The 23,822-nt window shown below is 63.9% G+C and carries 23 protein-coding genes and 5 pseudogenes; 9 read left to right on the forward strand and 19 right to left on the reverse strand.

Going from position 1 to position 23,822, the window contains the following annotated elements; translation table 11 throughout:
• Positions 1–17: 17 nt before the first annotated feature.
• Entirely contained in the window at positions 18–1,451 is a 1,434-nt protein-coding gene (locus NOX35_RS21910) for a M16 family metallopeptidase (RefSeq protein WP_371878557.1), read from the reverse strand.
• 64 nt (positions 1,452–1,515) lie between these two features.
• Here NOX35_RS21910 and ftsY point away from each other — a divergent pair, with 64 nt between their 5' ends.
• Complete coding sequence (gene ftsY, locus NOX35_RS21915; protein WP_182284372.1) at positions 1,516–2,682, forward strand: signal recognition particle-docking protein FtsY; 1,167 nt, start codon at positions 1,516–1,518, stop codon at positions 2,680–2,682.
• A 107-nt stretch (positions 2,683–2,789) separates the two neighbouring features.
• Here ftsY and cutA read toward each other — a convergent pair whose 3' ends face one another.
• A complete protein-coding gene (gene cutA, locus NOX35_RS21920) occupies positions 2,790–3,164 on the reverse strand; it encodes a divalent-cation tolerance protein CutA (protein ID WP_256494715.1) in 375 nt (124 codons plus the stop codon).
• Between the two features lie 42 nt (positions 3,165–3,206).
• Complete coding sequence (locus NOX35_RS21925) at positions 3,207–4,211, reverse strand: 2-dehydropantoate 2-reductase (protein ID WP_256494716.1); 1,005 nt, start codon at positions 4,209–4,211, stop codon at positions 3,207–3,209.
• A gap of 238 nt (positions 4,212–4,449) precedes the next feature.
• Between NOX35_RS21925 and NOX35_RS21930 the strand changes: the two genes are divergently transcribed.
• Together NOX35_RS21930 and NOX35_RS21935 are read left to right on the forward strand one after the other, a co-directional pair.
• Positions 4,450–4,662, forward strand: a complete 213-nt coding sequence (locus NOX35_RS21930) for a hypothetical protein (RefSeq protein ID WP_256494717.1) — start codon at positions 4,450–4,452, stop codon at positions 4,660–4,662.
• Positions 4,663–4,714: 52 nt separating this feature from the next.
• Positions 4,715–5,059, forward strand: a pseudogene (locus NOX35_RS21935) (helicase C-terminal domain-containing protein); the annotation flags it as partial.
• A 36-nt stretch (positions 5,060–5,095) separates the two neighbouring features.
• Here NOX35_RS21935 and NOX35_RS21940 read toward each other — a convergent pair.
• Genes NOX35_RS21940 through NOX35_RS21980 form a run of 9 tightly spaced genes read right to left on the reverse strand, consistent with a single transcriptional unit; the run spans position 5,096 to position 11,935 of the window.
• On the reverse strand, positions 5,096–5,395 hold the full coding sequence (locus tag NOX35_RS21940) for a Dabb family protein (protein WP_256494718.1): 300 nt from the start codon (positions 5,393–5,395) through the stop codon (positions 5,096–5,098).
• 25 nt (positions 5,396–5,420) lie between these two features.
• Positions 5,421–6,200, reverse strand: coding sequence for an SDR family NAD(P)-dependent oxidoreductase (locus NOX35_RS21945; protein WP_256494719.1), 780 nt, complete (start codon positions 6,198–6,200; stop codon positions 5,421–5,423).
• A gap of 14 nt (positions 6,201–6,214) precedes the next feature.
• The gene (locus NOX35_RS21950) at positions 6,215–6,994 is read right to left on the reverse strand and encodes an SDR family oxidoreductase (RefSeq protein ID WP_256494720.1); all 780 of its coding nucleotides are present in this window, start codon (positions 6,992–6,994) and stop codon (positions 6,215–6,217) included.
• A gap of 6 nt (positions 6,995–7,000) precedes the next feature.
• A complete protein-coding gene (locus NOX35_RS21955) occupies positions 7,001–8,032 on the reverse strand; it encodes a TRAP transporter substrate-binding protein (protein ID WP_256494721.1) in 1,032 nt (343 codons plus the stop codon).
• Between the two features lie 29 nt (positions 8,033–8,061).
• Complete coding sequence (locus NOX35_RS21960) at positions 8,062–8,463, reverse strand: cupin domain-containing protein (protein WP_256494722.1); 402 nt, start codon at positions 8,461–8,463, stop codon at positions 8,062–8,064.
• A gap of 31 nt (positions 8,464–8,494) precedes the next feature.
• Positions 8,495–9,394 carry a fumarylacetoacetate hydrolase family protein gene (locus tag NOX35_RS21965; protein WP_256494723.1) on the reverse strand — a complete coding sequence of 300 codons (900 nt, stop codon included), beginning with the start codon at positions 9,392–9,394 and terminating at the stop codon, positions 8,495–8,497.
• Positions 9,395–9,404: 10 nt separating this feature from the next.
• Positions 9,405–10,091, reverse strand: a complete 687-nt coding sequence (locus NOX35_RS21970) for a GntR family transcriptional regulator (protein WP_256494724.1) — start codon at positions 10,089–10,091, stop codon at positions 9,405–9,407.
• Positions 10,092–10,097: 6 nt separating this feature from the next.
• On the reverse strand, positions 10,098–11,378 hold the full coding sequence (locus NOX35_RS21975) for a TRAP transporter large permease subunit (RefSeq protein WP_256494725.1): 1,281 nt from the start codon (positions 11,376–11,378) through the stop codon (positions 10,098–10,100).
• Entirely contained in the window at positions 11,375–11,935 is a 561-nt protein-coding gene (locus tag NOX35_RS21980; protein WP_256494726.1) for a TRAP transporter small permease, read from the reverse strand. The genes NOX35_RS21975 and NOX35_RS21980 overlap by 4 nt, the downstream gene beginning before the upstream one ends.
• A 159-nt stretch (positions 11,936–12,094) precedes the next feature.
• Between NOX35_RS21980 and NOX35_RS21985 the strand changes: the two are divergent.
• Positions 12,095–12,758 (forward strand): annotated as a pseudogene (locus tag NOX35_RS21985) (3-deoxy-7-phosphoheptulonate synthase); the annotation flags it as partial.
• 16 nt (positions 12,759–12,774) lie between these two features.
• On the opposite strand, the pseudogene NOX35_RS21990 reads toward NOX35_RS21985, so the two are convergent.
• A pseudogene (locus tag NOX35_RS21990) lies at positions 12,775–13,218 on the reverse strand (tripartite tricarboxylate transporter substrate-binding protein); the annotation flags it as partial.
• Between NOX35_RS21990 and NOX35_RS28855 the strand changes: the two are divergent.
• Positions 13,217–13,321, forward strand: a pseudogene (locus NOX35_RS28855) (LrgB family protein); the annotation flags it as partial. The pseudogenes NOX35_RS21990 and NOX35_RS28855 sit on opposite strands and share 2 nt — an antisense overlap.
• A gap of 109 nt (positions 13,322–13,430) precedes the next feature.
• Here the strand turns inward: NOX35_RS28855 and NOX35_RS22000 are convergent.
• The 5 genes from NOX35_RS22000 to NOX35_RS22020 all read right to left on the reverse strand — a co-directional run bounded on the left by NOX35_RS22000 (position 13,431) and on the right by NOX35_RS22020 (position 19,197).
• Positions 13,431–14,879, reverse strand: coding sequence for an aldehyde dehydrogenase family protein (locus NOX35_RS22000; RefSeq protein ID WP_256494727.1), 1,449 nt, complete (start codon positions 14,877–14,879; stop codon positions 13,431–13,433).
• 114 nt (positions 14,880–14,993) lie between these two features.
• Complete coding sequence (locus NOX35_RS22005; protein ID WP_182284376.1) at positions 14,994–15,923, reverse strand: dihydrodipicolinate synthase family protein; 930 nt, start codon at positions 15,921–15,923, stop codon at positions 14,994–14,996.
• Positions 15,924–15,934: 11 nt separating this feature from the next.
• On the reverse strand, positions 15,935–17,107 hold the full coding sequence (locus NOX35_RS22010) for an L-rhamnonate dehydratase (RefSeq protein ID WP_256494728.1): 1,173 nt from the start codon (positions 17,105–17,107) through the stop codon (positions 15,935–15,937).
• A gap of 60 nt (positions 17,108–17,167) precedes the next feature.
• Entirely contained in the window at positions 17,168–18,217 is a 1,050-nt protein-coding gene (locus tag NOX35_RS22015) for a 4-hydroxythreonine-4-phosphate dehydrogenase PdxA (RefSeq protein ID WP_256494730.1), read from the reverse strand.
• A 2-nt stretch (positions 18,218–18,219) separates the two neighbouring features.
• Positions 18,220–19,197, reverse strand: a complete 978-nt coding sequence (locus NOX35_RS22020; RefSeq protein ID WP_256494732.1) for a tripartite tricarboxylate transporter substrate binding protein — start codon at positions 19,195–19,197, stop codon at positions 18,220–18,222.
• A 115-nt stretch (positions 19,198–19,312) separates the two neighbouring features.
• Between NOX35_RS22020 and NOX35_RS22025 the strand changes: the two genes are divergently transcribed.
• From NOX35_RS22025 to NOX35_RS22035, 3 genes and pseudogenes are all read left to right on the forward strand, one after another.
• Complete coding sequence (locus NOX35_RS22025; protein ID WP_182284380.1) at positions 19,313–20,257, forward strand: LysR family transcriptional regulator; 945 nt, start codon at positions 19,313–19,315, stop codon at positions 20,255–20,257.
• A 98-nt stretch (positions 20,258–20,355) separates the two neighbouring features.
• The gene (locus NOX35_RS22030; RefSeq protein ID WP_182284381.1) at positions 20,356–20,514 is read left to right on the forward strand and encodes a hypothetical protein; all 159 of its coding nucleotides are present in this window, start codon (positions 20,356–20,358) and stop codon (positions 20,512–20,514) included.
• Between the two features lie 173 nt (positions 20,515–20,687).
• Positions 20,688–20,825: pseudogene (locus NOX35_RS22035) on the forward strand (Mu-like prophage major head subunit gpT family protein); the annotation flags it as partial.
• Positions 20,826–20,942: 117 nt separating this feature from the next.
• Here NOX35_RS22035 and NOX35_RS22040 read toward each other — a convergent pair.
• On the reverse strand, positions 20,943–21,728 hold the full coding sequence (locus tag NOX35_RS22040; protein WP_182287289.1) for a DNA-binding transcriptional regulator: 786 nt from the start codon (positions 21,726–21,728) through the stop codon (positions 20,943–20,945).
• A 324-nt stretch (positions 21,729–22,052) separates the two neighbouring features.
• Here NOX35_RS22040 and NOX35_RS22045 point away from each other — a divergent pair, with 324 nt between their 5' ends.
• On the forward strand, positions 22,053–23,822 hold the full coding sequence (locus tag NOX35_RS22045; protein ID WP_182284382.1) for a bifunctional 3-(3-hydroxy-phenyl)propionate/3-hydroxycinnamic acid hydroxylase: 1,770 nt from the start codon (positions 22,053–22,055) through the stop codon (positions 23,820–23,822).

The following is a 23,822-nucleotide window of genomic DNA, read 5'->3' on the forward strand; positions in this document are numbered from 1 at the left end:
AGGTTTCTCCGCTGCGCTCAGTGCATGGATTTATCTGCATCCGCCTTGCCCGACATGGGACGCTGGGGCTTGCTACCCGCCGGCAGAGGCTGAGGCACCAGGGTGCCGACAGTAAGCTGGTCATCGCCAAAATATTTGGCGGCCACGGCCTTCACATCGTCAGAGGTGACTTTGCGCAGTTCGGCCAGCAGCTTGTCCTCGGCATCCAGCGGCATGTTCTGGATCCAGTAGTTGCCCAGGTTCTGGGCCTGGCCCATGACGGAATCACGCTCATAGACGTTGGAAGCCATCCACTGCGTCTTGACGCGCTCCAGTTCATCGGCCTGCACGCCCTCATCAGCCACCTTCTTGATCTGGGCACGCAGTGCAGCTTCCACATCGGCCGCGGTCTTGCCCTGGGCCGGAACGCCGGTCAGCATGAACAGGCTGGGCCCGCGCCCCATCATGTTGGCCGAGCTGCCGGCACTGTCGGCCACGCGGCCATTGGCCTGGCCTTCGCCCTGCACCAGGGCGCGCTCCAGGCGAGCGCCGTCATAACCGTCAAGCACGGCAGACAGCACCAGCAGCGCCAGCGCGTCCTTGTCCTCTGGCTGCAGCTTTTCAACGTTCTTCAGGGTAGGCGTGCGATAGGCCATGGCGATAAAGGCCTGCTCGGCAGGCTGCTTGACCTCGATGCGGCGCACGCCGATCTGTCTGGGTTCGGTCTGCGGCTTGCGCTGCGGCAATGCGCGCGCAGGAATGCTGCCATAATACTTCTCGGCCCAGGCACGCACCTGGTTGACGTTCACATCGCCCACCACCACGACGGCCGCGTTGGCCGGCACATACCAGCGCTTGTGGAAGTCGCGCACATCGCCGGGCGTCATGGAGTTCAGGTCGCTCATCCAGCCCACCACGGGGCGGCGATAGGGCGAGGCCATGAAGGTGGCCGCCATCAGCTGCTCCATCAGCATTGCGCGGGGCTGGTCGTCGGTGCGCATGCGGCGCTCTTCCTTGATGACCTCGATTTCCTTCTTGAATTCGGAGTCCGGCCACTGGTTGTTGGCAAAACGGTCGGACTCCAGCTTCATCACGTCTTCCAGACGGTTGGACGGAATCTGCTGGTAATAGCCGGTGTAGTCACGCCAGGTGAACGCGTTTTCCTGGCCGCCCAGCGCCGCCACGCGACGCGAGAAGTCTCCGGGCTTGACGCTTTTGGAGCCCTTGAACATCATGTGCTCCAGCGCATGGGCCACGCCCGTGGTGCCGTCGACCTCGTCCATAGAGCCCACACGCACCCAGACCATGTGCACGACCGTAGGCGCGCGCCGGTCGGGCTGCACGATCAGCTGCATGCCGTTCTTCAGCGTGAACTGCTGCACTTGCGGCGCTGCAGCCGTGGCGGCAGCAGGCACAGGTTGCGACGATGCGCCCGGTGCAGCCAAGGCTGCCCCAGCGCTCAAACAGGCCATTAAGCCCAGTACAGGGAGTGCGCGTACATGTTTCATAGAATGATGCGATTCTAAAAACCCGCCAATGTTCAGTTTTTTCAAGAAAAAGCCCAATTCACCCGATGCGGTGAACACCACGCCCGCTGCCGAGGCAGCCGCGGCGCCCGCTCCTGCTACGCAAACCAGGCCCGCTCCACAGGATACGCCTGCTACGCCTGCCGAAAATGGCAGCAGCTCCTGGTGGCGCAAGCCCTTTGGTGGCGGCGCGACGGCCAAGGCCGGCGAAGATCAGCCTGCTACTCAGGATTTTGTAGCAGCCCCCGAGCCTACCGCAAAGCCGCAAGCCCCAAATTCCCGTCAAAGCTGGATGGAACGCCTGAAAGCCGGTCTGCGCAAGACCGGCTCCAGCATTGCCACCGTCTTTACCGGCACGCAGATCGACGACAGGCTCTATGAAGAGCTGGAGGACGCGCTGCTGATGGCCGACACCGGCGTCAAGGCCACCCAGCATCTGCTGGAAGACCTGAAACGCCGCGTCAAGGAAACCAAGACCACCGAGCCCGCCGCCGTCAAGGCGCTGCTGGCCGATGCGCTGACCGATTTGCTGAAGCCCCTGGAAAAGCCGCTGAGCATCGGCGAGCACACACCGACCGTCATCATGGTGGCCGGCGTCAACGGTGCAGGCAAGACCACGTCCATCGGCAAGCTGACCAAACATCTGGCCGACAGCGAGCAATCCGTGCTGCTGGCCGCCGCCGACACCTTCCGCGCCGCCGCGCGTGAGCAGCTCGGCGTCTGGGCCAATCGCAACACCGTGGAGATCATCAGCCAGGACGGTGGCGACCCCGCCGCCGTGAGCTTCGATGCCGTTTCCGCCGGCAAGGCGCGCAAGAAGGATGTGGTGCTGGTCGATACGGCCGGACGCCTGCCCACGCAGCTGCATCTGATGGAAGAGCTCAAGAAGATCAAGCGCGTGGTGAACAAGGCCGACGGCACGGCGCCGCACGAGGTGCTGCTGGTGATTGACGGCAATACCGGCCAGAACGCCCTGACCCAGGTGCGCGCCTTCGACGATGCGTTGCAGCTCACGGGCCTGATCGTCACCAAGCTCGACGGCACGGCCAAGGGCGGCGTGCTGGCCGCGATTGCGCAGGAGCGCCCCGTGCCCGTCTACTTCATCGGCGTGGGCGAGAAGATCGAGGATCTGGAAACCTTCAGCGCACGCGAGTTCGCCCAGGCCCTGCTGTCCTGAAGCACAAGAACCATAGCTGTCAGCGCTTTATCTATAAAGATTTCCGATAGATTCAGTACTGAAACCCAATAAAGGAGCGCGCAAGGCGCTCCTTTTTTATTCGGTCTTCAGAGCTGAACCTGCTGCTTAAGCCATTTGGCATAGTCGTTCAGGCAGCGCTCGGTGCGCATGGTGATCTGCGGTACCTCATAGCTGTGATGGCTGCGCAGCAGCGCGGTCAGCCGCGGCAGTGCCTCTGGCAGGGTCTTGCAGATCAGCCGCCATTCGGGAGCGGTCTGCAGCACGCCGTCCCACTCGTAATACGAGGTGATGCGCTCGGTCTGCACACAGGCCGCAGCCTTGGCCGCGATCAGCGCCCGCGCCATGTCCTCGGCCTCGGCCGAATGCCCCACGGTCGTCGTCACCACGCACAGCGTGGCCCAATGGCTGTCCTGCGCAGGGGCGGACTTGAGAGTGGCGGTCTGGGTAGATGTGGTGCTCATGCCGCCTAGTCTAGGCCCAAGACCGCCCTGCCCGCCACCGCCCTACACCGGATACAGACCCAGTTGCTGCGCACGCAGCCGCGTCAGCCCCAGCAGTGCATCGGTGAACGGCGTGCTCATGCCGCACATGCCCCCCATCTCGCGCACGGCGCCCACCAGCGCGTCCAGCTCCACCGGCTTGCCGGCTTCCACGTCCTGCAGCATGGAGGTCTTGAAGCCGCCCAGCTTGAGCGTGACCTGATGGCGGTCCTGCGGGCTGTCGGCAATCGGCAGGCCGATGCGCGCGCCGATTTCCCTGGCCTCCAGCATCACGGCCGTGATGAAGTTGCGCACCAGCTCATCGCCCAGAATCCTGTCCGTGGTTGCGCCCGTGATCGCACTGACGGGGTTCATGGTCATATTGCCCCAGAGCTTGTACCAGGCGTCGCGCTGGATGTTGTCGCTGAGCCTGACCTCGATGCCGCCCGCGCGCAGCAGCTCGGCCAGCGCCAGCAGGCGCGGCGTGGGCGCATCGCCGGGCAGGGCCGTGGGCTCGCCGACGATGAGGCTGTTGCCGAAATGACGGCGCACCACACCCGGCGCATCGAGCGAGCAGCTGGCATGCACCACCGAGCCGAGCACCTGCCCGGTGGGAATGGCACGCGCGATCTCGCCCTGCGGATCCACGGCCCTGAGCTGCAGGCCGCGCAGGCCGGCATCCACGCCACCGGCCAGAAACCACCAGGGAACGCCGTTCATGGCGGTCAGCACCAGGGTCTGCGGGCCGATCAGCGGTGCGACGGCACGCGCCACATCGGGCATGGACGGTGCCTTGACGGCAATCACCACCAGATCCTGCACGCCCAGGGCGGCCGGGTCCTGCTGCGCATTGACGGCCACGGTCTCGCTCTCCTCGCCATGCACCAGCGTCAGGCCGTTGTGCTGCAGCGCAGCCAGCGTCTGGCCTCGCGCCACGGCGCTCAACTCGCAGCCGGCCCTGGCCAGCGCCACGCCCAGCCAGCCGCCAATGGCGCCGGCACCGTAGATACAGACTCTCTTCAGACTCATGCTCTTGTCTCTCCTGTCTTATATAGATCTCAAAAACAGTAGCTGCCGGTGCTTTACCGCAAAGCATCTGAAGACCATCCGCCCTTGAAACCAGGCGAGGTCTTCGCGGCCGCTGCTCATTGTTGATACGTTAACAGCAGTATCCACCCGCGCGACACTGAAGGCCGTTGACAGCTTGGCACCCCGCACTGCGCGCCAGGCCAGCTGCCCTGTTCATCGACATTTCAAGGACCGACTCATGAGCTCCAACACCACCGTCGTCAATCTCACAGCCCAGATCACGGCACTGGCCTCCGCCTTGCGCATCGTGCTGGACGCCAGCCCCCAGGCGGCCCAGACACGCGAGCAACTGGCTGCCGCGCTGGACAAGACCATTCACGATGCGCTGGAAGAAGGGGTCTGGGACAACGCCGACGGCGTCAAGACCATCAAGGCAGCGCTGCTGGGCTGATCAGCACCGCACCATCAAAAAGCCGGGCACCAGGCCCGGCAAGGAGAAGCAGCCAACCGGAGAACCCTTCAGGGGCACGCTGGTGGCCACCGAGACCCACGCCGAGCCGCGTGACGCCCAGGCCTTCACGGCCGAGATGGTCGATGCGCTTTTGTGCGACCTGGCCCAGGTCGAGGCCGGCGTCGAATGGCTGCGCGGCGCCGGGAGCGACCCGTTCAGCGAGCTGGTGGTGCCCGCCACCACCATACGTCTGGCCCAATGGGTTGGCCGCGCCATCCGCACCGAGGAAGACCACGCCCACGTGCACTGCCACGACAAGCGGCTGGTGCGCACGGGCCGTCCACGGGCGGCACGGTGCGCATGGACAACCTGCAGGCCGGCTATTGGGCGAAGCTGAGCCAGGGCTTCCGGCGGCCGTGACAGCCGCGCAGGGTCACAGCGAAAGTGTCGAGCCGTCGAACACCGCCAGGCGCTCGATGAAGGGCCCCATGTAGGTCTTCATGGCAACGTGGGCCGGGCTGACCTGATAGGCGTCGTGCGCTCGGGAGTCATCGAAGGTGGACACGACAGCATGGGTGTAGCCCTGGGCACGGGCCGCTTCGTTCGAGCCGAAATGGTAGAGCCGCACGCCTGCGCATTCCTGGCGGATGCGCAAGGCATAGGCCTGCACCTGCTGAAGAAACGCGTGATCGGCCTCAGGCGTGAACCCCAGCATGACGATATGCATGTACATGGACTGTGCTTTCAACAAAGAAATGTCACATGCGCGCCAGCATGCCGCCGTCGATGGCAAGCACATGGCCGTTGACGAACGCGCCTGCGCTGGAGGCGAGGTAGACCACGGCGGGCGCGATGTCGTCCGGCTCAGCCCAGCGCGCCAGCGGTACCGCGTTCTGCAGAAAATCGTCAAAACCTTCGCGCTCCTGCAAACCGCGTGTGAACGCAGTACGCACGAAGCCCGGGGCCAGCGCATTGCTGGTGATGCCCGCGCCGCCGTACTCCACGGCCAGCGCGCGCGTGAAGGCGGCAATGGCACCCTTGGCCGAGGCATAGGCGGCAATACCGGGCATGGTGGCCTGCCCCGCGACGGAGGACATCAGCACGATGCGGCCAAAGCCCTTGCGCACCATGTGCGGCAGTACTGCATGGGCGCAGTTGAAGGCACCGTTCACATGCACGTCGAACAGCGATTGCCATTCGGCCAAGGTCATGTCGATCACCGGCTTGCGGTTCTGGTTGCCTGCGTTGCTGACCAGGATGTCGGGTGCCCAGCCTTGGGCGGCGAGCGCATCGATCGCTTCGCGCACGGTCTCGGCCTGCGATACGTTGAACACGGCAGGGCGCGCTTCGATGCCCTGCTCGGCCAGCAGGCGCACGGCCACGTCGCAACGCTGTGCGTCCAAGTCGTTGATGGCGATGCGCGCGCCCGCCAGCCCCAGATGGTGTGCGATGGCGAGGCCCAGGCCGGAGGCGCTGCCTGTGATGCACGCCACGCGGCCCTGCAGGCCGAAAGTCCGCTCGAAATAGGATGCTGCCATGCGAATGCTTTCTTTCAACGCAAGGCTTGAATGCCTGCGCACACGTTGAGGCTCTGGCCGGTGAAGCTGCGACCTGCGCGCGAGGCGAGAAACAGCGCGGTGTCCGCCACGTCGGCCAAGGGCACTTTCCGATGCAGGGCCACGTTGGCAAGGATTTCGTCGAGCATGGCCGCCTCGCTGATCCGACGTGCTTGTGCCTTGGCCGCCGTCACGCTGCGCGAGCGCTCGCTGTCGACGATGCCGGGCAGGATGGCGTTCACGGTGATGCCGTCGGCGCCCAGTTCCAGCGCCAGGCTCTGCGTCAACCCGATCACCGCCCATTTGGATGCGGCATAAGGCGAGCGCAGCGGATAGCCCAGGCGGCCGGCCACCGAGCTCAGGTTGACAATGCTGGCGCGGGTGGAGGCACGCAGCACTGGTACCGCGCGACGCACGCATAGATACTGGCTGCGCAGGTTCACGGCCAGCGTGTTGTCCCACTGCTGGGGCGTGATGTCCTCTAAGCGCGCCGTGGGGCCGGCAATGCCCGCGTTGTTCACGAGCACGTCCAGTCCTCCCAGCGCGGGCAGGGCGTGATTGAACCAGGCATCCACGTCATCAGGGCTGGAGGCATCAGCGCACCATCCACCGCCCCCGGGCAAGGCGGGCAGTGCCTCCTGCACGGCGCTAGCTGAGATATCGCTGATCTGCACATGGGCGCCGGCCCGGGCAAAAGCCTGGGCAGTGACCAGGCCGATGCCCGAGGCGCCGGCGGTCACCATGACCCGCAGGCCACGGAAATCGTCGTTGTCCATGACGGGTCAGGGCGCCTTGCGCACTTTCTCGATTGTCGCCAGGGTCTCTTTCACGAGATCGGCGCCCAGCTCAGGCTTGTATTTCTCGATCACGAGAGCAGTAGCCCGCACCATGCGCTCCTGTTCGGCGGGCTCGATCTTGTTGAACTTCATGCCGGCCTTGACCAACTCCTGTACCACATCAGCCTCCATCTTGCGGCTGATCGTGCGGTGATAGGCCGAGGCCTCCTTGCAGGCGGAGTCCATGATGTCGCGCTCCGCCACGCCCAGCCTGTCCCAGAACTTCTTGCTCACCAGCACCACGGCGGGCAGGTAGACGTGGCGGGTTTCGGTCAAGTAGGTCTGGATGTCCTGGTACGAACTCGATTTGGTGACCAGGTAGGCACTCTCCTGTCCGTCGATGGCCTTGGTTTCCAGCGCGGTGTAGGTTTCCGGGTAGGGCAAGGGCAGCGGTGTGGCACCCAGAGCCTTGAAGATGTCGATGTACACGCGGTTCTGCAGCGTGCGCAGCTTCAGGTCGCTGAAGTCTTCCAGCTTCCGGATCGGGTGCTTGCTGTTGGTCACCTGGCGGAAGCCGTAGTCCAGGTAGCACAAGCCGATGAGTTTCTTCTCGGGGAATTTTTTGAGCAACGATTGGCCAACCTCGCCATCGACCACGGCGTCGGCTTCCTTCTCGTTGCGGAAGATGAAGGGCAGGTCAAAGATCGCCAGCTCCTTGACGTTGCCTGCGGCGCCCGCGGTGGAAACCACGGACATTTCCAGGATGCCGCCCTGGGCCGATGCCATCGACTGAATCTCATTGCCCAGCGTGGCATTGGGATAACCGGTGACCTTGATCTTGCCATCACTCTTCGTGCCGACGATCTCGGCAAATTTGTCCACTGCCAGGCCCATCGGGTTGTCCTTGGCGACGGGGTAGCTGAGCTTGATCTTGCGCTCCTTGATGTCCTGGGCATGGGCCTGAAAGGCGCCTGCGGCCAACAGGCCTGCGGCGATTGCCAGGCCAAGGCGGCGAATGCGTGGGTGGAATGCGCTCATGGTTTGTCTCCTGCGATGTATCGGGTGGTTTATTTCAGTTCCTGGCCGTCCAGTTCTCCGCCCAGGAACTTGTTGGGCTTGAGGAAGAAGCACAGCACCAGCGCTCCCTTGGGTGAGCGCGCGATATGGCGGTGACCCTTGGGCCGCCAGACGAAGTTACCGGCGGGGTAGACACCGTCGTCGTCCTCGAACTCGCCTTCGAGCACGTAGCTCTGCTCGATCTCGACGTGCTCATGCAAGGCCAGCTCGGTGCCCGGCTGCCAGCGGAACAGTGCCGTCAGCAGGCCGGTGTCTTCGTCCTGCACCAGTACCTTCATGTCAATACCTTTTGTGGGTGTGGGCTTCCAGGGCAGATCGTCCACGGCCATGTTGCGCGAGTCGAGCGGGCCGTACTTGTCGGCGTTGGGCAGGAAAGGGGTCATGAGGGTCATCTTGTGCTCCTTGTTGATCGGGGGGGACGGCTCAGTCCACGATGGCGTTGACCAGCTCACCAATGCCCTCGACGCGGGCACGCATGGTCTGGCCCACCTGCAGGCAGCGTGGCGGGCGCTGGGCAAAGCCCACGCCCTTGGGCGTGCCGGTGGCGATCACGTCGCCGGGCATCAGCGTCATGCCCGCGGAAAGCTGGGCGACGACAGTGGCGACATTGAAGATCATCGAGCTGGTGTTATCGTTCTGGCGCTCCTCGCCATCCACCTCCAGCGACAGCGCTAGCGCATCCGGGTTGGCGATAGCGCTGGCATGCACAACCACGGGGCCGATGGGGCAACTCGTGTCCAGGCCCTTGCCCTTGAACCACTGGCCATGCAGGCGCTGCAAGTCGCGCGCCGTCACGTCGTTGACGATGGTGTAGCCGAACACATGCTCGCGCGCCCGCTCAGCGGGAATGTCACGCCCGCCCCTGCCGATGACGATGGCCAGCTCGACCTCATAGTCCAAGCTGTCCGTCAGCTTGCCGTGGCGCAGCACTTGGCCCCGATGCCCCACCAGCGCCGTGCGCGGCTTGGTGAAGAACTCGATGGCGGATGGAAACGCCTCGGCCGGGCGGCCATTGGCGAGATTGCCCTCGATGATGTGCTCGCGGTAGTTGCGCCCCACGTTGAAGACATTGCGTCCGATCAGGGCAACTGGCGGCAGGACAGTTACGTCGGCGAAGGGCAGCATGCCCGCCGTGCCACCGGCCGCAGCAATGCACTGGCGCGCCAGTTCCACGGCAGCATCGCCGCCCGCGATGAGTTCGTCGACCGACGCTGGTGCGGGCTGAACCGGCCAGGCAGCGGTCAGGTCAAGCACATGTGCGTCGCTCAGCAAGGCACCCAGACGCGGACCATGCTGGGGGTGGAGGAAATTGAGAAATTTCATGGGGGCCAGTTCAGTTGGAGAGTGCTTGGGAAGGCTTGAGCGCCGCTTCCTGCTCGACCGCCACATACAGCTCGTGCACATGGGTACGCGCCAACGCCTCGGCCTGATCGGCATCGCGCCGCTCGATGGCACCGATGATGGCGAGGTGCTCTCGCAGCGAATCAGCGCTGCGATGCAGCCGGGCGATGGTCTTGCGGCGGTAGCTGGTCTGGCGGTGGCCAAAAGAGGCCCACACGCGCTCCAGCAGGCGGTTGTTGGCCAGCCGGATGATCTCGGTGTGGAAGGCGACGTTTGCTTGCGAATATTCCGCCGCTTTGGATTCGGCCGCGCCCGGCTCCAGGAAGGGCTCGAAAATTGCGCGCAGGGCCAGCACGTCGCGCTGCGAGGCATTGAGCGCTGCCTCGCGCGCCGCGAAGCCTTCAAGCTGCTCGCGCAGTTGCAACCACTCGAGATAGTCGCGGTCGCTCACGGGCTGCAGCAGCGCGCCGCGCCCCGGGCGCAGGCTGATGAAGCCCGTACTGTCGAGCCGGATCAAGGCCTCGCGCACGGGCGTGCGGCTCACGCCCAATTGGGTTGCCAGGTCTTCTTCCCGGACACGGATGGGTTCGGTGATCGCGGCGCGCAGTTCATTAAGGTGCGCGCTCACGGCCTCAAAGACACACTGGCTCGTGGGCTTGTTGGATTCTTGGGTACTCATGGCGGATCAGTTGTGCAGGAAGTTCAGCGGCACCATCACGATCGATGGAAACAGCACCAGCAGGAACATGACGATGAACTGGGCGATCATGAAAGGCAGCACGCCCTTGGCGACATCGTCCAGGCGCATCTTGCCCACGCCCGCCACCACGTTCAGCACCGAGCCGACTGGCGGCGTCACCAGGCCGATGGCGTTGTTCATGATGAACAGCACGCCGAAATAGACCGGATCGATGCCCGCCTCCTTGATAACGGGCATCAGCACGGGCGTGAGGATCAGGATGGTGGGCATCATGTCCATCGCCGTGCCAACGATCATCACCAGCACCATGATGGCCACCAACAGCAGGGTGGGGCTGCCCATGAAGGGCTTGAGCAGGTCGACGATCTGGTCGGGAATGTCGGCCACGGTGATCAGCCATGCGGACACCATCGACGCCGCCACCAGGAACATGATGACCGAGGTGATCTTGGCGGCGGATACGAACACCGCATAGAGCTGGCGCAGGTTCAGCTCCCGGTACACCACGGTGGCTACGAACAACGCATATACCGCCGCCACCACGGCCGCCTCGGTGGGCGTGAAAAAGCCGAACTTCAAACCGACCAGCACGATCACCGGCAGGCCCAACGCCCAGGCCGCTTCCTTGAGCGCAAGCAGCTTTTCGCGGGCACTCGACGCGGCGGGCAGCGCCACGTTCTCCTTGGCCGCCACCAGCCACCACACCACGGCGATCGACAAACCCATCAACAGCCCCGGCACGATGCCAGCCATGAACAGCTTGCCGATCGACACATTCGCCGCCACGCCGAACACCACGAAGCCGATGGAAGGCGGAATCACCGGCGCGATGATGCCGGCCGACGCGATCAGGCCGCCCGCCCGCGCCTTGTCGTGCCCCGCCTTGACCATCATCGGCAATAGCAGGGCGGCCAGAGCAGCAGTGTCGGCCACGGCGGAGCCCGACAGCGCCGCCATCAGACAGGCCGCGATGATGGCGACGAAGCCCAGGCCGCCGCGGCGGTGCCCAACCAGCGCAATCGCCAGGTTGACGATGCGCTTGGACAGGCCGCCCACGTTCATGATCTCGCCCGCCAGCATGAAAAAGGGCACTGCCAGCAGCGGAAAGCTGTCCGAACCATTGATCACGTTCTGCGCCAGGATCTGTGCATCGAACAAATCCTGGTGCAGCATCAAGGCCACGCCCGAGAACAGCAGCGCATAGGCAATGGGCATGCCGATGGCCATGGCAGCCAACAGCGCGCCAACGAAGATCAAAACCGTCATTGTCTGCTCCCATCTGTTGCGTCGTCGGTGGCAGGCAGCACCAGGTGCGCGGTTTCTTCCGATTCCTGGACCATCACCAGCTCGGCATCGGTCAGCTTGCCGCTGACCGTCAGCCAGAGCTGGTGCAGCAGGATCACCAGCGTGGACGCACCGAACAGCACGCCCGAAAAATAGAAGATCGATACCGACAGACCGCTGACCGGCGCCTCGGTGCCGCGGTTCACTTCCACTTGACTCCAACTGCCGGCGAGCATCAGCCATGTGATGTAGAGCATCGCCACCTGCGCCAGCGCCAGGCACGCACGCTGAACCCAAGCAGGCAGGCGCACGATCACCATGTCGGTGCCCATGTGGCCGCGCTCGCGCATCACCACCACCGCGCCCATGAACACCATCCAGACAAACAGCCAGCGCGAAACCTCCTCGGAAATCAGCCAGCCGGTGCTGAAGAAATAGCGCAGCACCACGTTGCCGAACACCAGCACCACCATCGCCGCCATCAGCAGCGCGCACGCGGCTTCCAGGGCCCGGCAATAGGCATCCAACAAGCGGCTCATGAACCAGCCCTTCCACATCCAATAGTATGCAATTTCATTTTTTGTATGCAAAACAAATCTTTGGTGTACAGATTCTCATATTGAATGCAAAAATTTCATCTTTGGGTTTTCACTGATTTTTCAAAAACCATTCATTTCGGGCACCGGGAGCAGGCGCGACAATCGGCGCAGCAGCTCGTGGAGCACAGCCGCACCGCCATCTCGTGCGTGCTGCACGGGCAGGACGACCAGCTCGTCGTGGTCGTCGCCCCCCCTGCTCCATCCACGACCATGGCCAGGACATGGAGTACGCGCGCCTGCTGAAAGAGCAGGCCGATGCGCTGGGCCAGGACCTGCTCGTCGTGATGCGCGTCTATTTCGAGAAGCCCCGCACCACCGAGGGCTGGAAGGGCTTCATTAACGACCCGCACCTGGACGACAGCTTCGCCATCAACGAGGGCCTGGAGCGCGCCCGCGTGCTGCTGCTCGACATCCTGGCGCGGGGCCTGCCGGTGGGCACGGAGTTCCTGGACCTGCTCTCCCCGCAGTTCATCAGCGACCTCGTGAGCTGGGGCGCGATCGATGCCCGCACCACCGAGAGCCAGAGCCACCGCCAGCTTGCCAGCGGCCTGTCGTGCCCCATGGGCTTCAAGAACGGCACGGACGGCGGCGTGAAGGTGGCCGCCGACGCCATCCAGGCCGCGCAGGCGCCGCACGCCTTCATGGGCATGACCAAGAGAGCCAGGCCGCCATCTTCGGGACGTGCGGCAACCGCGACTGCCAAGTGATCCTGCGCGGCGGCAAGGCGCCCAACTACGGCGCGGCCGACGTGCAGGCGGCCTGCGTAGATGCTGGAGAAGGCCGGCCAGCGCGCGCTCGCCCAGGAGCTCGGTGGCCAGCGTGAGCAGCTTCTGGTGCGATTCGCTCCAGTGCAGCTTGGTGGCCGAGCCCTCGGGCCCGGGCGGGCCACCGCGCAGCGCATGGGTCAGTGCGCGCCAGGACTTGAGTTGGAGCACATGGCTGTCCACTGCCAGGCGCGCGATATCGCGGCGCAGGTGCGGGCTGTCCAGCATGCTTGTGCCGCTGTCGTCCTGCGTTTTCGCAGCCAGTTGCTTGAGCGCCTCGACCTCCTGCGCAAAACGCACCTGGCGCGGGATGAAGTAAGTGCCGCGCTCGAAGCTGGCCGCCAGCAGCAGCGTGTGGGCGTCGGGCGTGGCGCGCGCCACGTAGTCGGAGGCGATCACCGTGCCCGCGCCGGGCTTGTTCTCGACGATCACCGGCTGGCCCAGCCGGGTGGCCATGCGCCAGGCCGGCGAGGTGCAGGCCGTGATGGCATCGCTGGTGATGATGATTGCTGGCGCCGTCAACGTGCTGGCTGCCCCCTGGGTACGTGTGATCTTCTTCTGAAGCCATAGCTTGCAACGCAGACGTTGCAGGCGCTGTGGCACCATCAAAAAGCCGGGCACAAGGCCCGGCAAGGAGAAGCAGCAAACCAGAGAGTCCTTCAGGGCCGCGCTCAGGCCAGCGTATAGGCCGTCTTCACCGTGGTGTAGAACTCCTGGGCATGGCGGCCCTGCTCGCGCGGGCCGTAGCTGCTGCCCTTGCGACCGCCAAACGGCACGTGGTAGTCCACCCCCGCCGTAGGCAGGTTGACCATGACCATGCCGGCCTGGCTGTGGCGCTTGAAGTGGGTGGCGTACTTGAGGCTGGTTGTGGCAATGCCGGCCGACAGGCCGAACGGCGTGTCGTTGGACATGGCCAGGGCCTCTTCGTAGTCCTTGACGCGGATCACGCTGGCCACGGGGCCGAAGACTTCTTCGCGGTTGATGCGCATGCCGGCTTCGGTGTCCACGAACAGCGTGGGCGCCATGTAGAAGCCGTCCTTGCCGCTGCCCGTGTGGCAGGCGACGCGGCTGCCGCCAGCGGCCAGGCGCGCGCCTTCGGCCTTGGCGATTTCCACATAGCTCAGATCCTGCTCCAGCTGGGCCTGGCTGACCACGGGGCCCATGTCGGTGCCGGCGGCGCGTGCATCGCCGACCTGGATGCGCGCCATGCGCGCCTGCAGGGCCTCGATGAAGGCCGGGTAGATCTTGTCGGTGACGATGAGGCGACTGGAGGCCGTGCAGCGCTGGCCGGTGGAGTAGAAGCCGCTCTGGGCCGACAGCTCCACGGCCTGGGCGAGGTCGGCATCGTCCAGCACGATCTGGGGGTTCTTGCCGCCCATCTCCAGCTGCACCTTCTTGCCGCTTTTGACGCAGGCTTCGGCAATGCCGCGGCCCACGCCCGTCGAGCCCGTGAAGCTGATGGCCGCCACATCGGCGTGGTTCACCAGGGCTTCGCCGATCACGCGGCCCGGGCCCATGACCAGGTTGAACACGCCGGCGGGGATGCCCGAGCGGTGGATGATGTCGGCCAGGGCCCAGGCGCTGCCGGGCACCAGATCGGCGGGCTTCAGGACCACGCAGTTGCCAAAAGCCAGGGCCGGAGCGATCTTCCAGGCGGGGATGGCGATGGGGAAGTTCCAGGGCGTGATCAGGCCGACCACGCCAATGGGCTCGCGCGTGATCTCCACTCCGATGCCGGGGCGCACCGAAGGCACGGTCTCGCCAGTGAGGCGCAGGCACTCGCCGGCAAAGAACTTGAAGATCTGACCGGCGCGGCCGACTTCGCCAATGGCTTCGGGCAGGGTCTTGCCTTCTTCGCGGGCCAGCAGCTCGCCGAGTTCGGCCTTGCGCGCCAGGATTTCCGTGCCGATCTTGTCCAGGGCGTCGGAGCGCGCCTGGATGCCCGAGGTGGACCAGGCCGGAAACGCGGCCGCGGCGGCGGCCACGGCGGCCTGCACATCGGATGCACCGCCCTGGGCGTACGCGCCGATCAGATCGGACAGATCGCTGGGATTGGTGTTGGGGCAATAGCTGTCAGCAGCCGTCCACTGGCCGTTGATCAGGTTGAGATGTGGGGTCATGGATATGCTCTTGATAGAGGAGCTTACTGCGCCTGTTATTCATAGATATCAGCATGAAAGGCATCTGAATTCCTGAATCAAAAAGCGTAACCAGCTCCTGTATTCATAGTCGATTCAACGGGCCCAGCGCAGCACCAGCGGATCCAGCCGGCGGGCGATGTCCAGCAGCTGGCGCCGCACCTCGGGATGCATGGGCGGCCAGGGCGAGCGCGGTGCATCGCAGGTGATGACACCGCCCTCCTTCATCAGCGCCTTGGCGGCGAGGAAGCCGGCCTGGCGGTTTTCGTGGTTGATCAGCGGCAGCCAGCGCTGGTACTCGGCAAAGGCCTTGTCCTTGTCGCCAGCGCGGTGCGCCTCGATGATGGGGCGAATGCCGTCGGCAAAGCCGCCGCCGGTCATGGCGCCGGTCGCGCCGGCTTCCAGGTCGGCCAGCAGGGTGATGGCTTCCTCGCCGTCCCACGGGCCTTCGATGGCTTCGCCGCCCAGGGCGATCAGCTCGCGCAGCTTGCCCGCCGCGCCTGCGGTTTCCATCTTGAAGTAGCTGACCTGTGCTATCTCCCTGGCCATGCGGGCCAGAAAGGCGGGCGACAGCGGCGTGCCCGCGGCCGGCGCGTCCTGGACCATGATGGGGATGTCGATGGCGTCGGACACGCCCTGGTAGAAGGCCTGTACCTGGTCTTCGCCAAAGCGGAAGGTGGCACCGTGGTAAGGCGGCATGACCATGACCATTGCGGCGCCCATGTCCTGGGCACGACGGCTGCGTTCGGCGCAGATCTTGGTACTGGTGTGCGTGGTGGTCACGATCACGGGCACACGGCCGCCCACATGCTCCAGCGCCGTGCGCGTGAGGATTTCGCGCTCCTCGTCCGAGATCAGGAACTGCTCGGAGAAGTTGGCAAGGATGCACAGGCCGTCCACGCCCGAGGCTACCATGAAGTCCAGACAGCGCTTCTGGCTGGCCAGGTCCAGCGTGCCGTCCTCGTGGAAGGTGGTGGGCACGACGGGGAAGATGCCCCGGTAACGGGGATTGGAGAGTGCTGGCATGCTGCGGCTCCTTACTCGATGATGTGGAACTGGTCCAGGTACTCGGTCTTGAGCGTGAGGCCCAGGCCCGGCACGTCGTCGCGCAGTTGCAGGAAGCCGTTGTCGGCAACCGGTTCGCCGTCGAAGATGTACCAGAACAGCTCGTTGCCGACTTCCACGTCGAAGATGGGGAAGTACTCGGCCATGGGCGAGGCCAGCGTGCTCATGGTCAGGTGGTAGTTGTGCATCTGGCCGGCGTGCGGGATCACCGGCACTGAATAGGCTTCGCACAGTGCATTGATCTTGTGCGCCGCCGTGATGCCGCCCACGCGGTTGGTGTCGTACTGCACGACGGAGACGGCCTTCCTGTCCAGCAGCTGCTTGAAGCCGTAGAGCGAAAACTCGTGCTCGCCGCCCGAGATGGGAACGATGTTCATGGCGTTGAGCTCGGCGTAGCCGTCGATATCGTCGGCGATCACGGGCTCTTCCAGCCAGCGCGGCTCGAACCTGGCGAGCTTGGGCAGCATGCGCTTGGCGTACTCCAGGTTCCAGCCCATATAGCACTCCAGCATCAGGTCGGTGTCGTAGCCGATCACTTCACGGATGGCCTCGACGGACTTGAGGTTCTCCTTCACACCTTCCTGCAAATGGGCGGGTCCGTAGCCGAAGCGCATCTTGAAGGCCTTGAAGCCCTGATCCAGGAATTTCTGGGCCTCGTCCTGCATCTCTTTCAGGTCGGTGCGGTAGAGCTTGCTGTAGTAGCAGGGAATCTTTTCCTTGGTGCGCCCGCCCAGCAGCTTGAACACGGGCTTGTTCACGCTCTTGCCCAAGATGTCCCAGATGGCCAGGTCCACAGCCGAGATGGCGGCCATGGTCACGCCCTTGCGGCCCCAGGCGTGGGTGGCGCGGTACATGCGCTGCCACAGGTATTCGTAGTCCCAGGGGTCCTGGCCGATGACCAGGGGCGCCAGGTACTCGTCGATGATGGCCTTGGCTATTCTTGGTGCCAGGGCCACATTGCCCAGACCGATGATGCCGTCATCGGTTTCGATCTCGACCACGGTCCACGAATGGAAGCGGAAGGTGCTCATGGACTCGGTGTTGGAGTACACCAGATCCATGGCGTTGGAGCAGAAGTTGCCCTGGGGCGGAACGGTCTTGCCCTTCCATTCATAGACACGGGCGCGGACGGACTTGATCTTCATACAGACCTCGGGAGAAAAGAGTGAGTGGGACAGGCGGCCCAAGCCGCCCGGGAAATGGACTCAGACGGCTGGAGCGGCCTGGCGATCGCGGTGGGCGACCCCCATGCGTGCGGCAATCTGCAGCGCCTGCCAGGTGGCTTCCACATTGGCCTTGCCCTGGCCTGCGATGTCGTAGGCCGTGCCGTGGGCCGGCGTGGTGATGGGAATCGGCAGGCCGCCCTGCACCGTCACGCCGCGCGAGAAGCCCAGCAGCTTGATGGCGATCTGGCCCTGGTCGTGGTACATGGTCACGATGGCCTGGTACTCGCCGGCCTGGGCCTTGAGAAAGATGGTGTCGGCAGGGAACGGGCCGTGGAACGGCGCATCGCTGGGCCAGTCGCGCGCCTGCAGGGCCTGCACGGCGGGCGCGATGATGTCGATTTCCTCGCGGCCACAGGTGCCGCCATCGCCGTTGTGCGGGTTGAAGCCGGCAATCGCCACCTTGGGAGCAGCCAGGCCGCTGGCGCGCAAGGCGTTGTAGATCAGCTCGGCCGCCTGGCTGATGCGCTCCACGCTCAGATAGCTGGCCACATCCTTGAGCGGCACGTGCGAGGAAATGCGCGAGGTCCAGAGATCGCCCAGCGTGTTGAACTCGCAAAAGTAGCCGGTCACGCCCAGGTACTCGGCAAAGTGGTGCAGCTCGTCCTCATGGCGCAGGCCGCCCAGCTTCATGGCCTGCTTGTTCAAGGGCGCAAAGCAGATGGCGTCGATATCGCCGGCCAGGGCCGCATCCATGCATTGTTCAAGCACCTGCAGCACCGAGCGGCCGCCCGCCGCCCCCACCTGTCCCTGCACCACATCGGCCTGGGCGACGGTGTCCACGGCCACAAAAGCCGGCAGCCGCGTATCGGCACGCTCGCGCGCGGCCGACAGGCCGGCCAGCGGAACGGTTGCGACCTGCAGGCCGGCGATGCGCTGACCCTGCTCCCAGAGCCATGGATCGCCGACCAGCACCAGGTTCGCCTGCTCGGTGGCTTGCGGCCTGGCGAGCAAGCGTGCAATCAGTTCGGCGCCGATGCCACAAGGATCGCCCAGGGTCAGGGCGACAACGGGAAGAGAAGCCTTTCTCATGCTCAGTCCAGCTTGATGTTGTTCTTGCGAATGATGTCGCCGAAGCGCTTGTACTCGGCGAGGTGAAAACTGCCGAAATCTGCCTGAGGCATGGGCCGCAGCTCGGCCCCAACGGCTTCGAGACGGGTCTTGGTCTCGGGCATGGCGATGACCTTGTTGACCTCGTCATGCACCTTCTGCTGCACAGCCTTGGGCGTGGAGGCGGGCATGTAGATGCCGTACCAGGCGCTGATCTCCACGTCGCGCAGGCCCGCTTCGGCCATGGTCGGCACCTGGGGCAACTGGGGGTTGCGCTGGGGCGAAGTGACCGCCAGGGCACGCAGCTTTCCGGCCTTGATCTGGCCTATGACCGAGGGCATGGTGTCGAAGCTCATCTGCACCTGGCCGCTGACCAGATCGACCAGGGCTGCGGCACTGCCCTTGTAGGGCACGTGGGTGATCTGAATGCCTGCGGCATCCTTGAACACCTCGGCGGCGATATGCTGGGTGCTGCCCGTGCCGCTGCTGGCGAAATTGATCTGATTGGGATTCTTCCTGGCCATGGCCACCAGCTCCGCCACCGTGTTGGCGGCAACGGAGTTGCCTACCACCAGCACATTGGGCACCGAGCCGACAAAGGCCACGGGAACCAGATCCCGGTTGTTGTCATAGCCGAGCTTGAGCAGATGCGGCGCGATGGCATGGGCCGTGACCACGCCCATGACCATGGTGTGGCCGTCCGTGGCCTTGGCCGTCATGTCCACGGCCAGCGTGTTGGAGACGCCGGGCCGGTTCTCCACGATCACCGGCTGCTTGAGCAGCGGCCCCAGCCTGTCGGCCACGGCGCGGGCCATGGCATCGGTGCCGCCTCCGGGCGCAGAGCCCACCAGCATGCGCACGGGCTTGACCGGCCAGTTCGCAGAGTCCTGGGCCTGGGCCTGCCAGGGCAGCACAGCGGTGCCGCACAAAGCGGCTATGGAAAGTAGATGACGTCTTTGCACATTTGTCTCCTTGGCTTTTTTATTTCATCGCAGCCCGATGCTAGGGAAGCCGCTGATATGCGTAAACTGAAAGTTATTGATTAATCGATAACCTGAAGCGATAAGAAGCCATGCCATGGGATCGATAGACAAACGCGACAACACGCCACAGCTGCTGAACCGGCTGCGCATGCGTCAGGTGGCCCTGATTCTGGCCATCGACGAGCGCCAGACCTTGCGCGCGGCTGCGGCCCAGCTCGGTCTGACCCAGCCGGCAGCCACCAAAATGCTGCAGGAGCTCGAAGACGCCCTGGGTCAGCCGCTGTTCGAGCGCGTGGGACGCCGGCTGCAGCGCAATGCGGCAGGAGAGCGGGTGCTGGAGTATTTCCGTTCGCTGCGCGGCAATATCGAGGCCCTGAATCGCGAACTGGGCGAGCTGCGCCAGGGAAGCGCCGGACGGCTGGCCGTGGGCAGCATCATGGCCGCATCACCCGGGCGGCTCACCCAGGCCCTGCTGGAGCTGAAAAAGCAGCTACCCCTGCTGGAGCTGGAAGTAGCCGTGGACACCAGCGATCGCCTGCTGGCCCAGCTGCGTGAGGGGGTGCTGGAGGTGGTCGTCGGGCGCATGACCAATGAAGCGGGCAGCGATTGCCGCTTTTGCCCGATCGACGACGAGCAACTGGCCTTCATCGTGCGCAAGGAGCATCCTCTGCTGTCGCTGCAGAGGCCCGGTCTGCAAGCCTTGCAGGGGCATGGCTGGGTGATGCAGCCGCCCGGCAGCCCCATGCGCAGCTTGATCGAGCAGGAGTTCCGCGAGCACAGTCTGCCGCTGCCGCGCGGTCTGATCGAAACCGGCTCCATACTCACCACCATCAATCTGGTGCGAAACTCGAACATGGTGGGCGTGATTCCGCGCACGGTGGCCGATCTTCATGCCGCCCACGGCATGCTGCATATCCTGCCGTATCGGACAAGGCGCAGTCTGGAGGCTTATGGCAGCCTGGTGCGCAAGGACAGGCCCGTCAGCCGCTCGGCACAGATGTTCCTGGATCTGCTGCACCGTCACGACGCAGCGGCCTGAACAAGGACCCAGCCTCCAGCAAGTTCGATTCTGCGCAAGGGCCGCTCCGATCCAGCGCCCCGTGTCTTGGCCCCTCGGATCCAAGGCGCTCAAGTGCAATGCCCAGCCCCTGGCGCAATGCCGCCGCCCGGCGCATGCGCCATCAAACCCGAGGCCTCGATGAACATGGGCTGCGCTTGCTGAAAACGACGCTATCGGTATGCCAGGCCGGCAAGGCCTCGGGACTTTTCTGCTCGCTGTACAGCGCCAGCGATTGAGCATATAGCGTCTGCGCCTGCTCCTCATGGCGAAGGGCCTCGGCCGGCCGCTCTTCAACGTGGCGGCACAGCAATGCTGATCACTCCCGTCAATCTGAAAACCCTTTTCACCGGCTCTAAGGCAGCCTTTCAAGGCGGCCTCAACGAAGCACAGAGCATCTACCAGAAGCCACGCAACCATGGTACCCAGCACAACCGGCACCGAAGAGTATGGCTGGCTGGGCCAGATCCCCGGCATGCGCGAGTGGATCGGCGAGCGCGTCGTTCATGGCCTGGAAACGCACGGCTATCTGCGGGGTGACTGGTTCTGAATGAAGGTGCGACAACTATAGAGATACCCGAAGCAGGCAGTTGCTTCGCACGAGGACTCGAGAACGGCTTGAAAAGATATGAAGTCCCACGAAAACCAGACCTTCCCGGTTGAACATCTAGTCCAGCCAAGGCGCCACATCCCTGCCCATGCGCACAGCCAGCTTCTTCAGTCGGGGAAGATAGCGGGCAAGCAACTCTTCCCTGGCGACAGCAGACTTCGGAAAGACCAGATTCAGACCTCCGATCAAACGACGTCCGCACTTCAATGGCACTGCGACTGCTCCAAACGGCGCTTGCTGATGCCAATCACCATCGCTGATGCCATATCCTCGCTGGCGCGTCTCCTCAATCAAACGCTCTACCGATGCTCTATCCCTTGCCATGGCACCTGTCGCATCGTCACGTTGAGCGAGCAACGAGAGCAAGCCTTCCTTCTCATCTTTGGTGCAAGACGCCAGATAGGCTCGTCCCATCGCCGTGAAGAACAGCGGCAATTTTTCTCCAATCATGCCGCGATGCTGAGACAGCCGGCTGAAACGGTGCGTGCTTTCACGCACAACCATGAAGCCGCCTTCCACGGTCCCCAGATCGCAAGGCCAAAGCAGCTCGGGCACGGCAGCACGCATCAGCGGTAGTGCGACCTGCTCAACCCAGGCATCATCGACAAGCCCTTCGCTAAGGCTGCGCACTGCAAAAGTCAGGTAGTACTGCCCGTCTTTCTCACCCCTGCGCACGAAACCCTCCGCCCGCAAGGTCTCCATCAATCGCTTGACGGTGGTGCGATGAATATCGCATGCCTGTGCCAGTGCCGTGGTTGAAGCGATGCCGCCAGGGGCTCTATTCATTGCCTGCAGCAGAGCCAGGCCTCGCGACAAGCTGCGTACATCCTTGTAGTCATTCATGGGACTGTGCTCAAAGTGCAGATTTCTTGGGAATGCCCAAGTATGAATACCGCAAGCCATACGACGCAATCGCCGGGTGCTCTGCTGCTGCGCTCAAAGAATACTCCGACTCGATGCTCAACCACGCGCAGCTTTGCCATTCATCACCCCGACGCCCACCTTACGAGTCTCACTTCAACGGATTGGTAGCCGGCGCAAGCGGTGACAGCAAGGGTATGCACCTAGCATTATGTGCACCAGGTGCACACTGTTTTCAGACTCCTCGAGTGTTTTGACAATTATCAAAACAGCACTCGATGCGCTCACCAAATACGGAGACTGACAATGAACGCCCCCCAAGAAAACCAAGCGAGCCAAGACGATGCCGATGTCCTGATCATTGGAGCTGGCCCGGTAGGGCTGACACTGGCAAACACTCTGGGGATGGCTGGCGTACGCGTCATCGTGGCAGAGAAGCTGCCGCAGATTATTGACTACCCCCGAGCCATCGGCATTGACGACGAATCGCTGCGCACGCTGCAGGCAGCAGGTCTGTCCGATCAAGTACAGGCACACATCACCCCTCATCACTGGATGCGCTTCTACACCGCCAGCGGCCAGTGCTTTGCGTCCATCGAACCTCGCACCGATGAGTACGGATGGTCCCGCCGCAATGCCTTCATCCAGCCTCAGGTGGACGACATCCTGTACCGGGGTCTGCAGCGCTTTGAACAGGTCCAGGTACTGCTGGATCAGGAGCTGCACAGCTTTATCCAGGACGATGCTGGCGTCACCGCCACTCTCAGGAGTTCCGAGGGCGTAGAGCGCACACTGCGCGCCAAGTACCTGGTCGCCAGCGATGGAGGCAACAGTCTGGTGCGTCGCACGCTGAACGTGCCCTTTGAGGGCCGTACCAAACCCAATCAATGGATTGTGGTTGATGTACGCAATGACCCCCTGGGAACCCCTCATATCGACATGCATTGCGACCCGGAGCGCCCCTATGTCTCTGCAGCCCTGCCGCATGGCATCCGCCGCTTTGAATTCATGGTCATGCCCGGGGAGACCGAAGAGCAGCTCTCAAAGCCGGAGAATCTTGCCCAGCTGATGCGCAAGGTCGTCGCAGATCCAGACAAGGTCGACTACATCCGCAAGCGCGTGTATACGCACAACGCACGACTGGCGGCGCAGTTTCGGGTCGGACGAATCTTGCTGGCAGGCGATGCCGCGCACATCATGCCTGTCTGGCAGGGCCAGGGCTACAACAGCGGTATGCGGGATGCCAGCAATCTCGCCTGGAAGCTGGCCATGGTCATCAAGGGAGAGGCCAGCAGCGGCCTGCTTGATAGCTACGAACAGGAACGCCGCGACCATGCCCGCAGCATGATCCATTTGTCCGAGGTGGCAGGCGACATCTTTGCCCCTGAAAGCCATACCGCAGCCAAAGTACGCGACACGGTGATGCTTGCCCTGAACGCGGTGCCGCCCGTCAAGCAGTATTTCGCCGAGATGCGCTTCAAACCCATGCCGCGCTACGAGCAGGGCGTGGTGCTGCACCACACGGGCACCGGCAATCAAGGAGCCAGGACACCGTTCGCTGGTCTGCTGGACCGCTCGGGCAACACTCCCTTGAGCCGCCTTCTGGGCCTGATGGCGGAAAAGAAGGAGTCTCTGGTGGGGCGTCTGGTGCATGGCCTGGAGACGGCGGCGTCCAGTCCCGTAGGTCGGATGTTCATTCAGCCTCGTGTTGCCACTGCGAACGGCCACTCTGGCCTGCTGGACGACTTTGTTGGACTGAATTTCTGCATTCTGGCCTGGGGTACGGACCCCAGCTATGGCATGGACAAAGAGGCTCTGAATTTCTGGCAGCGCCTTGGCGCTCGCTTCATTCGTGCCATGCCCTCTGGCCAGCTGCTTCATCCAACGCCGACCCGCGATGGCGTGCTGACCGTTGGCGACGAACAAGGCCGCCTCAAGGACTGGTTCAGCGCTCAGGGCAAGTCGGTGGTGTTCGTGCGCCCGGACCGCTTTGTCGCGGCTCTGGCATCTCCGCAGGAGGTCAGCGCTGTCACCCGTCAGATGGCCCGGGTACTGCACTCCCCACTGGAGGCATGA

Origin of the sequence: Comamonas sp. C11, from assembly GCF_024496285.1 — a bacterium.
Lineage (GTDB): Bacteria > Pseudomonadota > Gammaproteobacteria > Burkholderiales > Burkholderiaceae_C > Comamonas > Comamonas testosteroni_F.

What these genes read in the sequence shown, in the direction of transcription:
- NOX35_RS21910 (WP_371878557.1), bottom strand. Translation starts at nt 1,451, where the DNA reads ATGGCCTGTTTGAGCGCTGGGGCAGCCTTGGCTGCACCGGGCGCATCG.
- ftsY (WP_182284372.1), top strand. Translation starts at nt 1,516, where the DNA reads ATGTTCAGTTTTTTCAAGAAAAAGCCCAATTCACCCGATGCGGTGAAC.
- cutA (WP_256494715.1), bottom strand. Translation starts at nt 3,164, where the DNA reads ATGAGCACCACATCTACCCAGACCGCCACTCTCAAGTCCGCCCCTGCG.
- NOX35_RS21925 (WP_256494716.1), bottom strand. Translation starts at nt 4,211, where the DNA reads ATGAGTCTGAAGAGAGTCTGTATCTACGGTGCCGGCGCCATTGGCGGC.
- NOX35_RS21930 (WP_256494717.1), top strand. Translation starts at nt 4,450, where the DNA reads ATGAGCTCCAACACCACCGTCGTCAATCTCACAGCCCAGATCACGGCA.
- NOX35_RS21940 (WP_256494718.1), bottom strand. Translation starts at nt 5,395, where the DNA reads ATGTACATGCATATCGTCATGCTGGGGTTCACGCCTGAGGCCGATCAC.
- NOX35_RS21945 (WP_256494719.1), bottom strand. Translation starts at nt 6,200, where the DNA reads ATGGCAGCATCCTATTTCGAGCGGACTTTCGGCCTGCAGGGCCGCGTG.
- NOX35_RS21950 (WP_256494720.1), bottom strand. Translation starts at nt 6,994, where the DNA reads ATGGACAACGACGATTTCCGTGGCCTGCGGGTCATGGTGACCGCCGGC.
- NOX35_RS21955 (WP_256494721.1), bottom strand. Translation starts at nt 8,032, where the DNA reads ATGAGCGCATTCCACCCACGCATTCGCCGCCTTGGCCTGGCAATCGCC.
- NOX35_RS21960 (WP_256494722.1), bottom strand. Translation starts at nt 8,463, where the DNA reads ATGACCCTCATGACCCCTTTCCTGCCCAACGCCGACAAGTACGGCCCG.
- NOX35_RS21965 (WP_256494723.1), bottom strand. Translation starts at nt 9,394, where the DNA reads ATGAAATTTCTCAATTTCCTCCACCCCCAGCATGGTCCGCGTCTGGGT.
- NOX35_RS21970 (WP_256494724.1), bottom strand. Translation starts at nt 10,091, where the DNA reads ATGAGTACCCAAGAATCCAACAAGCCCACGAGCCAGTGTGTCTTTGAG.
- NOX35_RS21975 (WP_256494725.1), bottom strand. Translation starts at nt 11,378, where the DNA reads ATGACGGTTTTGATCTTCGTTGGCGCGCTGTTGGCTGCCATGGCCATC.
- NOX35_RS21980 (WP_256494726.1), bottom strand. Translation starts at nt 11,935, where the DNA reads ATGAGCCGCTTGTTGGATGCCTATTGCCGGGCCCTGGAAGCCGCGTGC.
- NOX35_RS22000 (WP_256494727.1), bottom strand. Translation starts at nt 14,879, where the DNA reads ATGACCCCACATCTCAACCTGATCAACGGCCAGTGGACGGCTGCTGAC.
- NOX35_RS22005 (WP_182284376.1), bottom strand. Translation starts at nt 15,923, where the DNA reads ATGCCAGCACTCTCCAATCCCCGTTACCGGGGCATCTTCCCCGTCGTG.
- NOX35_RS22010 (WP_256494728.1), bottom strand. Translation starts at nt 17,107, where the DNA reads ATGAAGATCAAGTCCGTCCGCGCCCGTGTCTATGAATGGAAGGGCAAG.
- NOX35_RS22015 (WP_256494730.1), bottom strand. Translation starts at nt 18,217, where the DNA reads ATGAGAAAGGCTTCTCTTCCCGTTGTCGCCCTGACCCTGGGCGATCCT.
- NOX35_RS22025 (WP_182284380.1), top strand. Translation starts at nt 19,313, where the DNA reads ATGGGATCGATAGACAAACGCGACAACACGCCACAGCTGCTGAACCGG.
- NOX35_RS22030 (WP_182284381.1), top strand. Translation starts at nt 20,356, where the DNA reads ATGCCCAGCCCCTGGCGCAATGCCGCCGCCCGGCGCATGCGCCATCAA.
- NOX35_RS22040 (WP_182287289.1), bottom strand. Translation starts at nt 21,728, where the DNA reads ATGAATGACTACAAGGATGTACGCAGCTTGTCGCGAGGCCTGGCTCTG.
- NOX35_RS22045 (WP_182284382.1), top strand. Translation starts at nt 22,053, where the DNA reads ATGAACGCCCCCCAAGAAAACCAAGCGAGCCAAGACGATGCCGATGTC.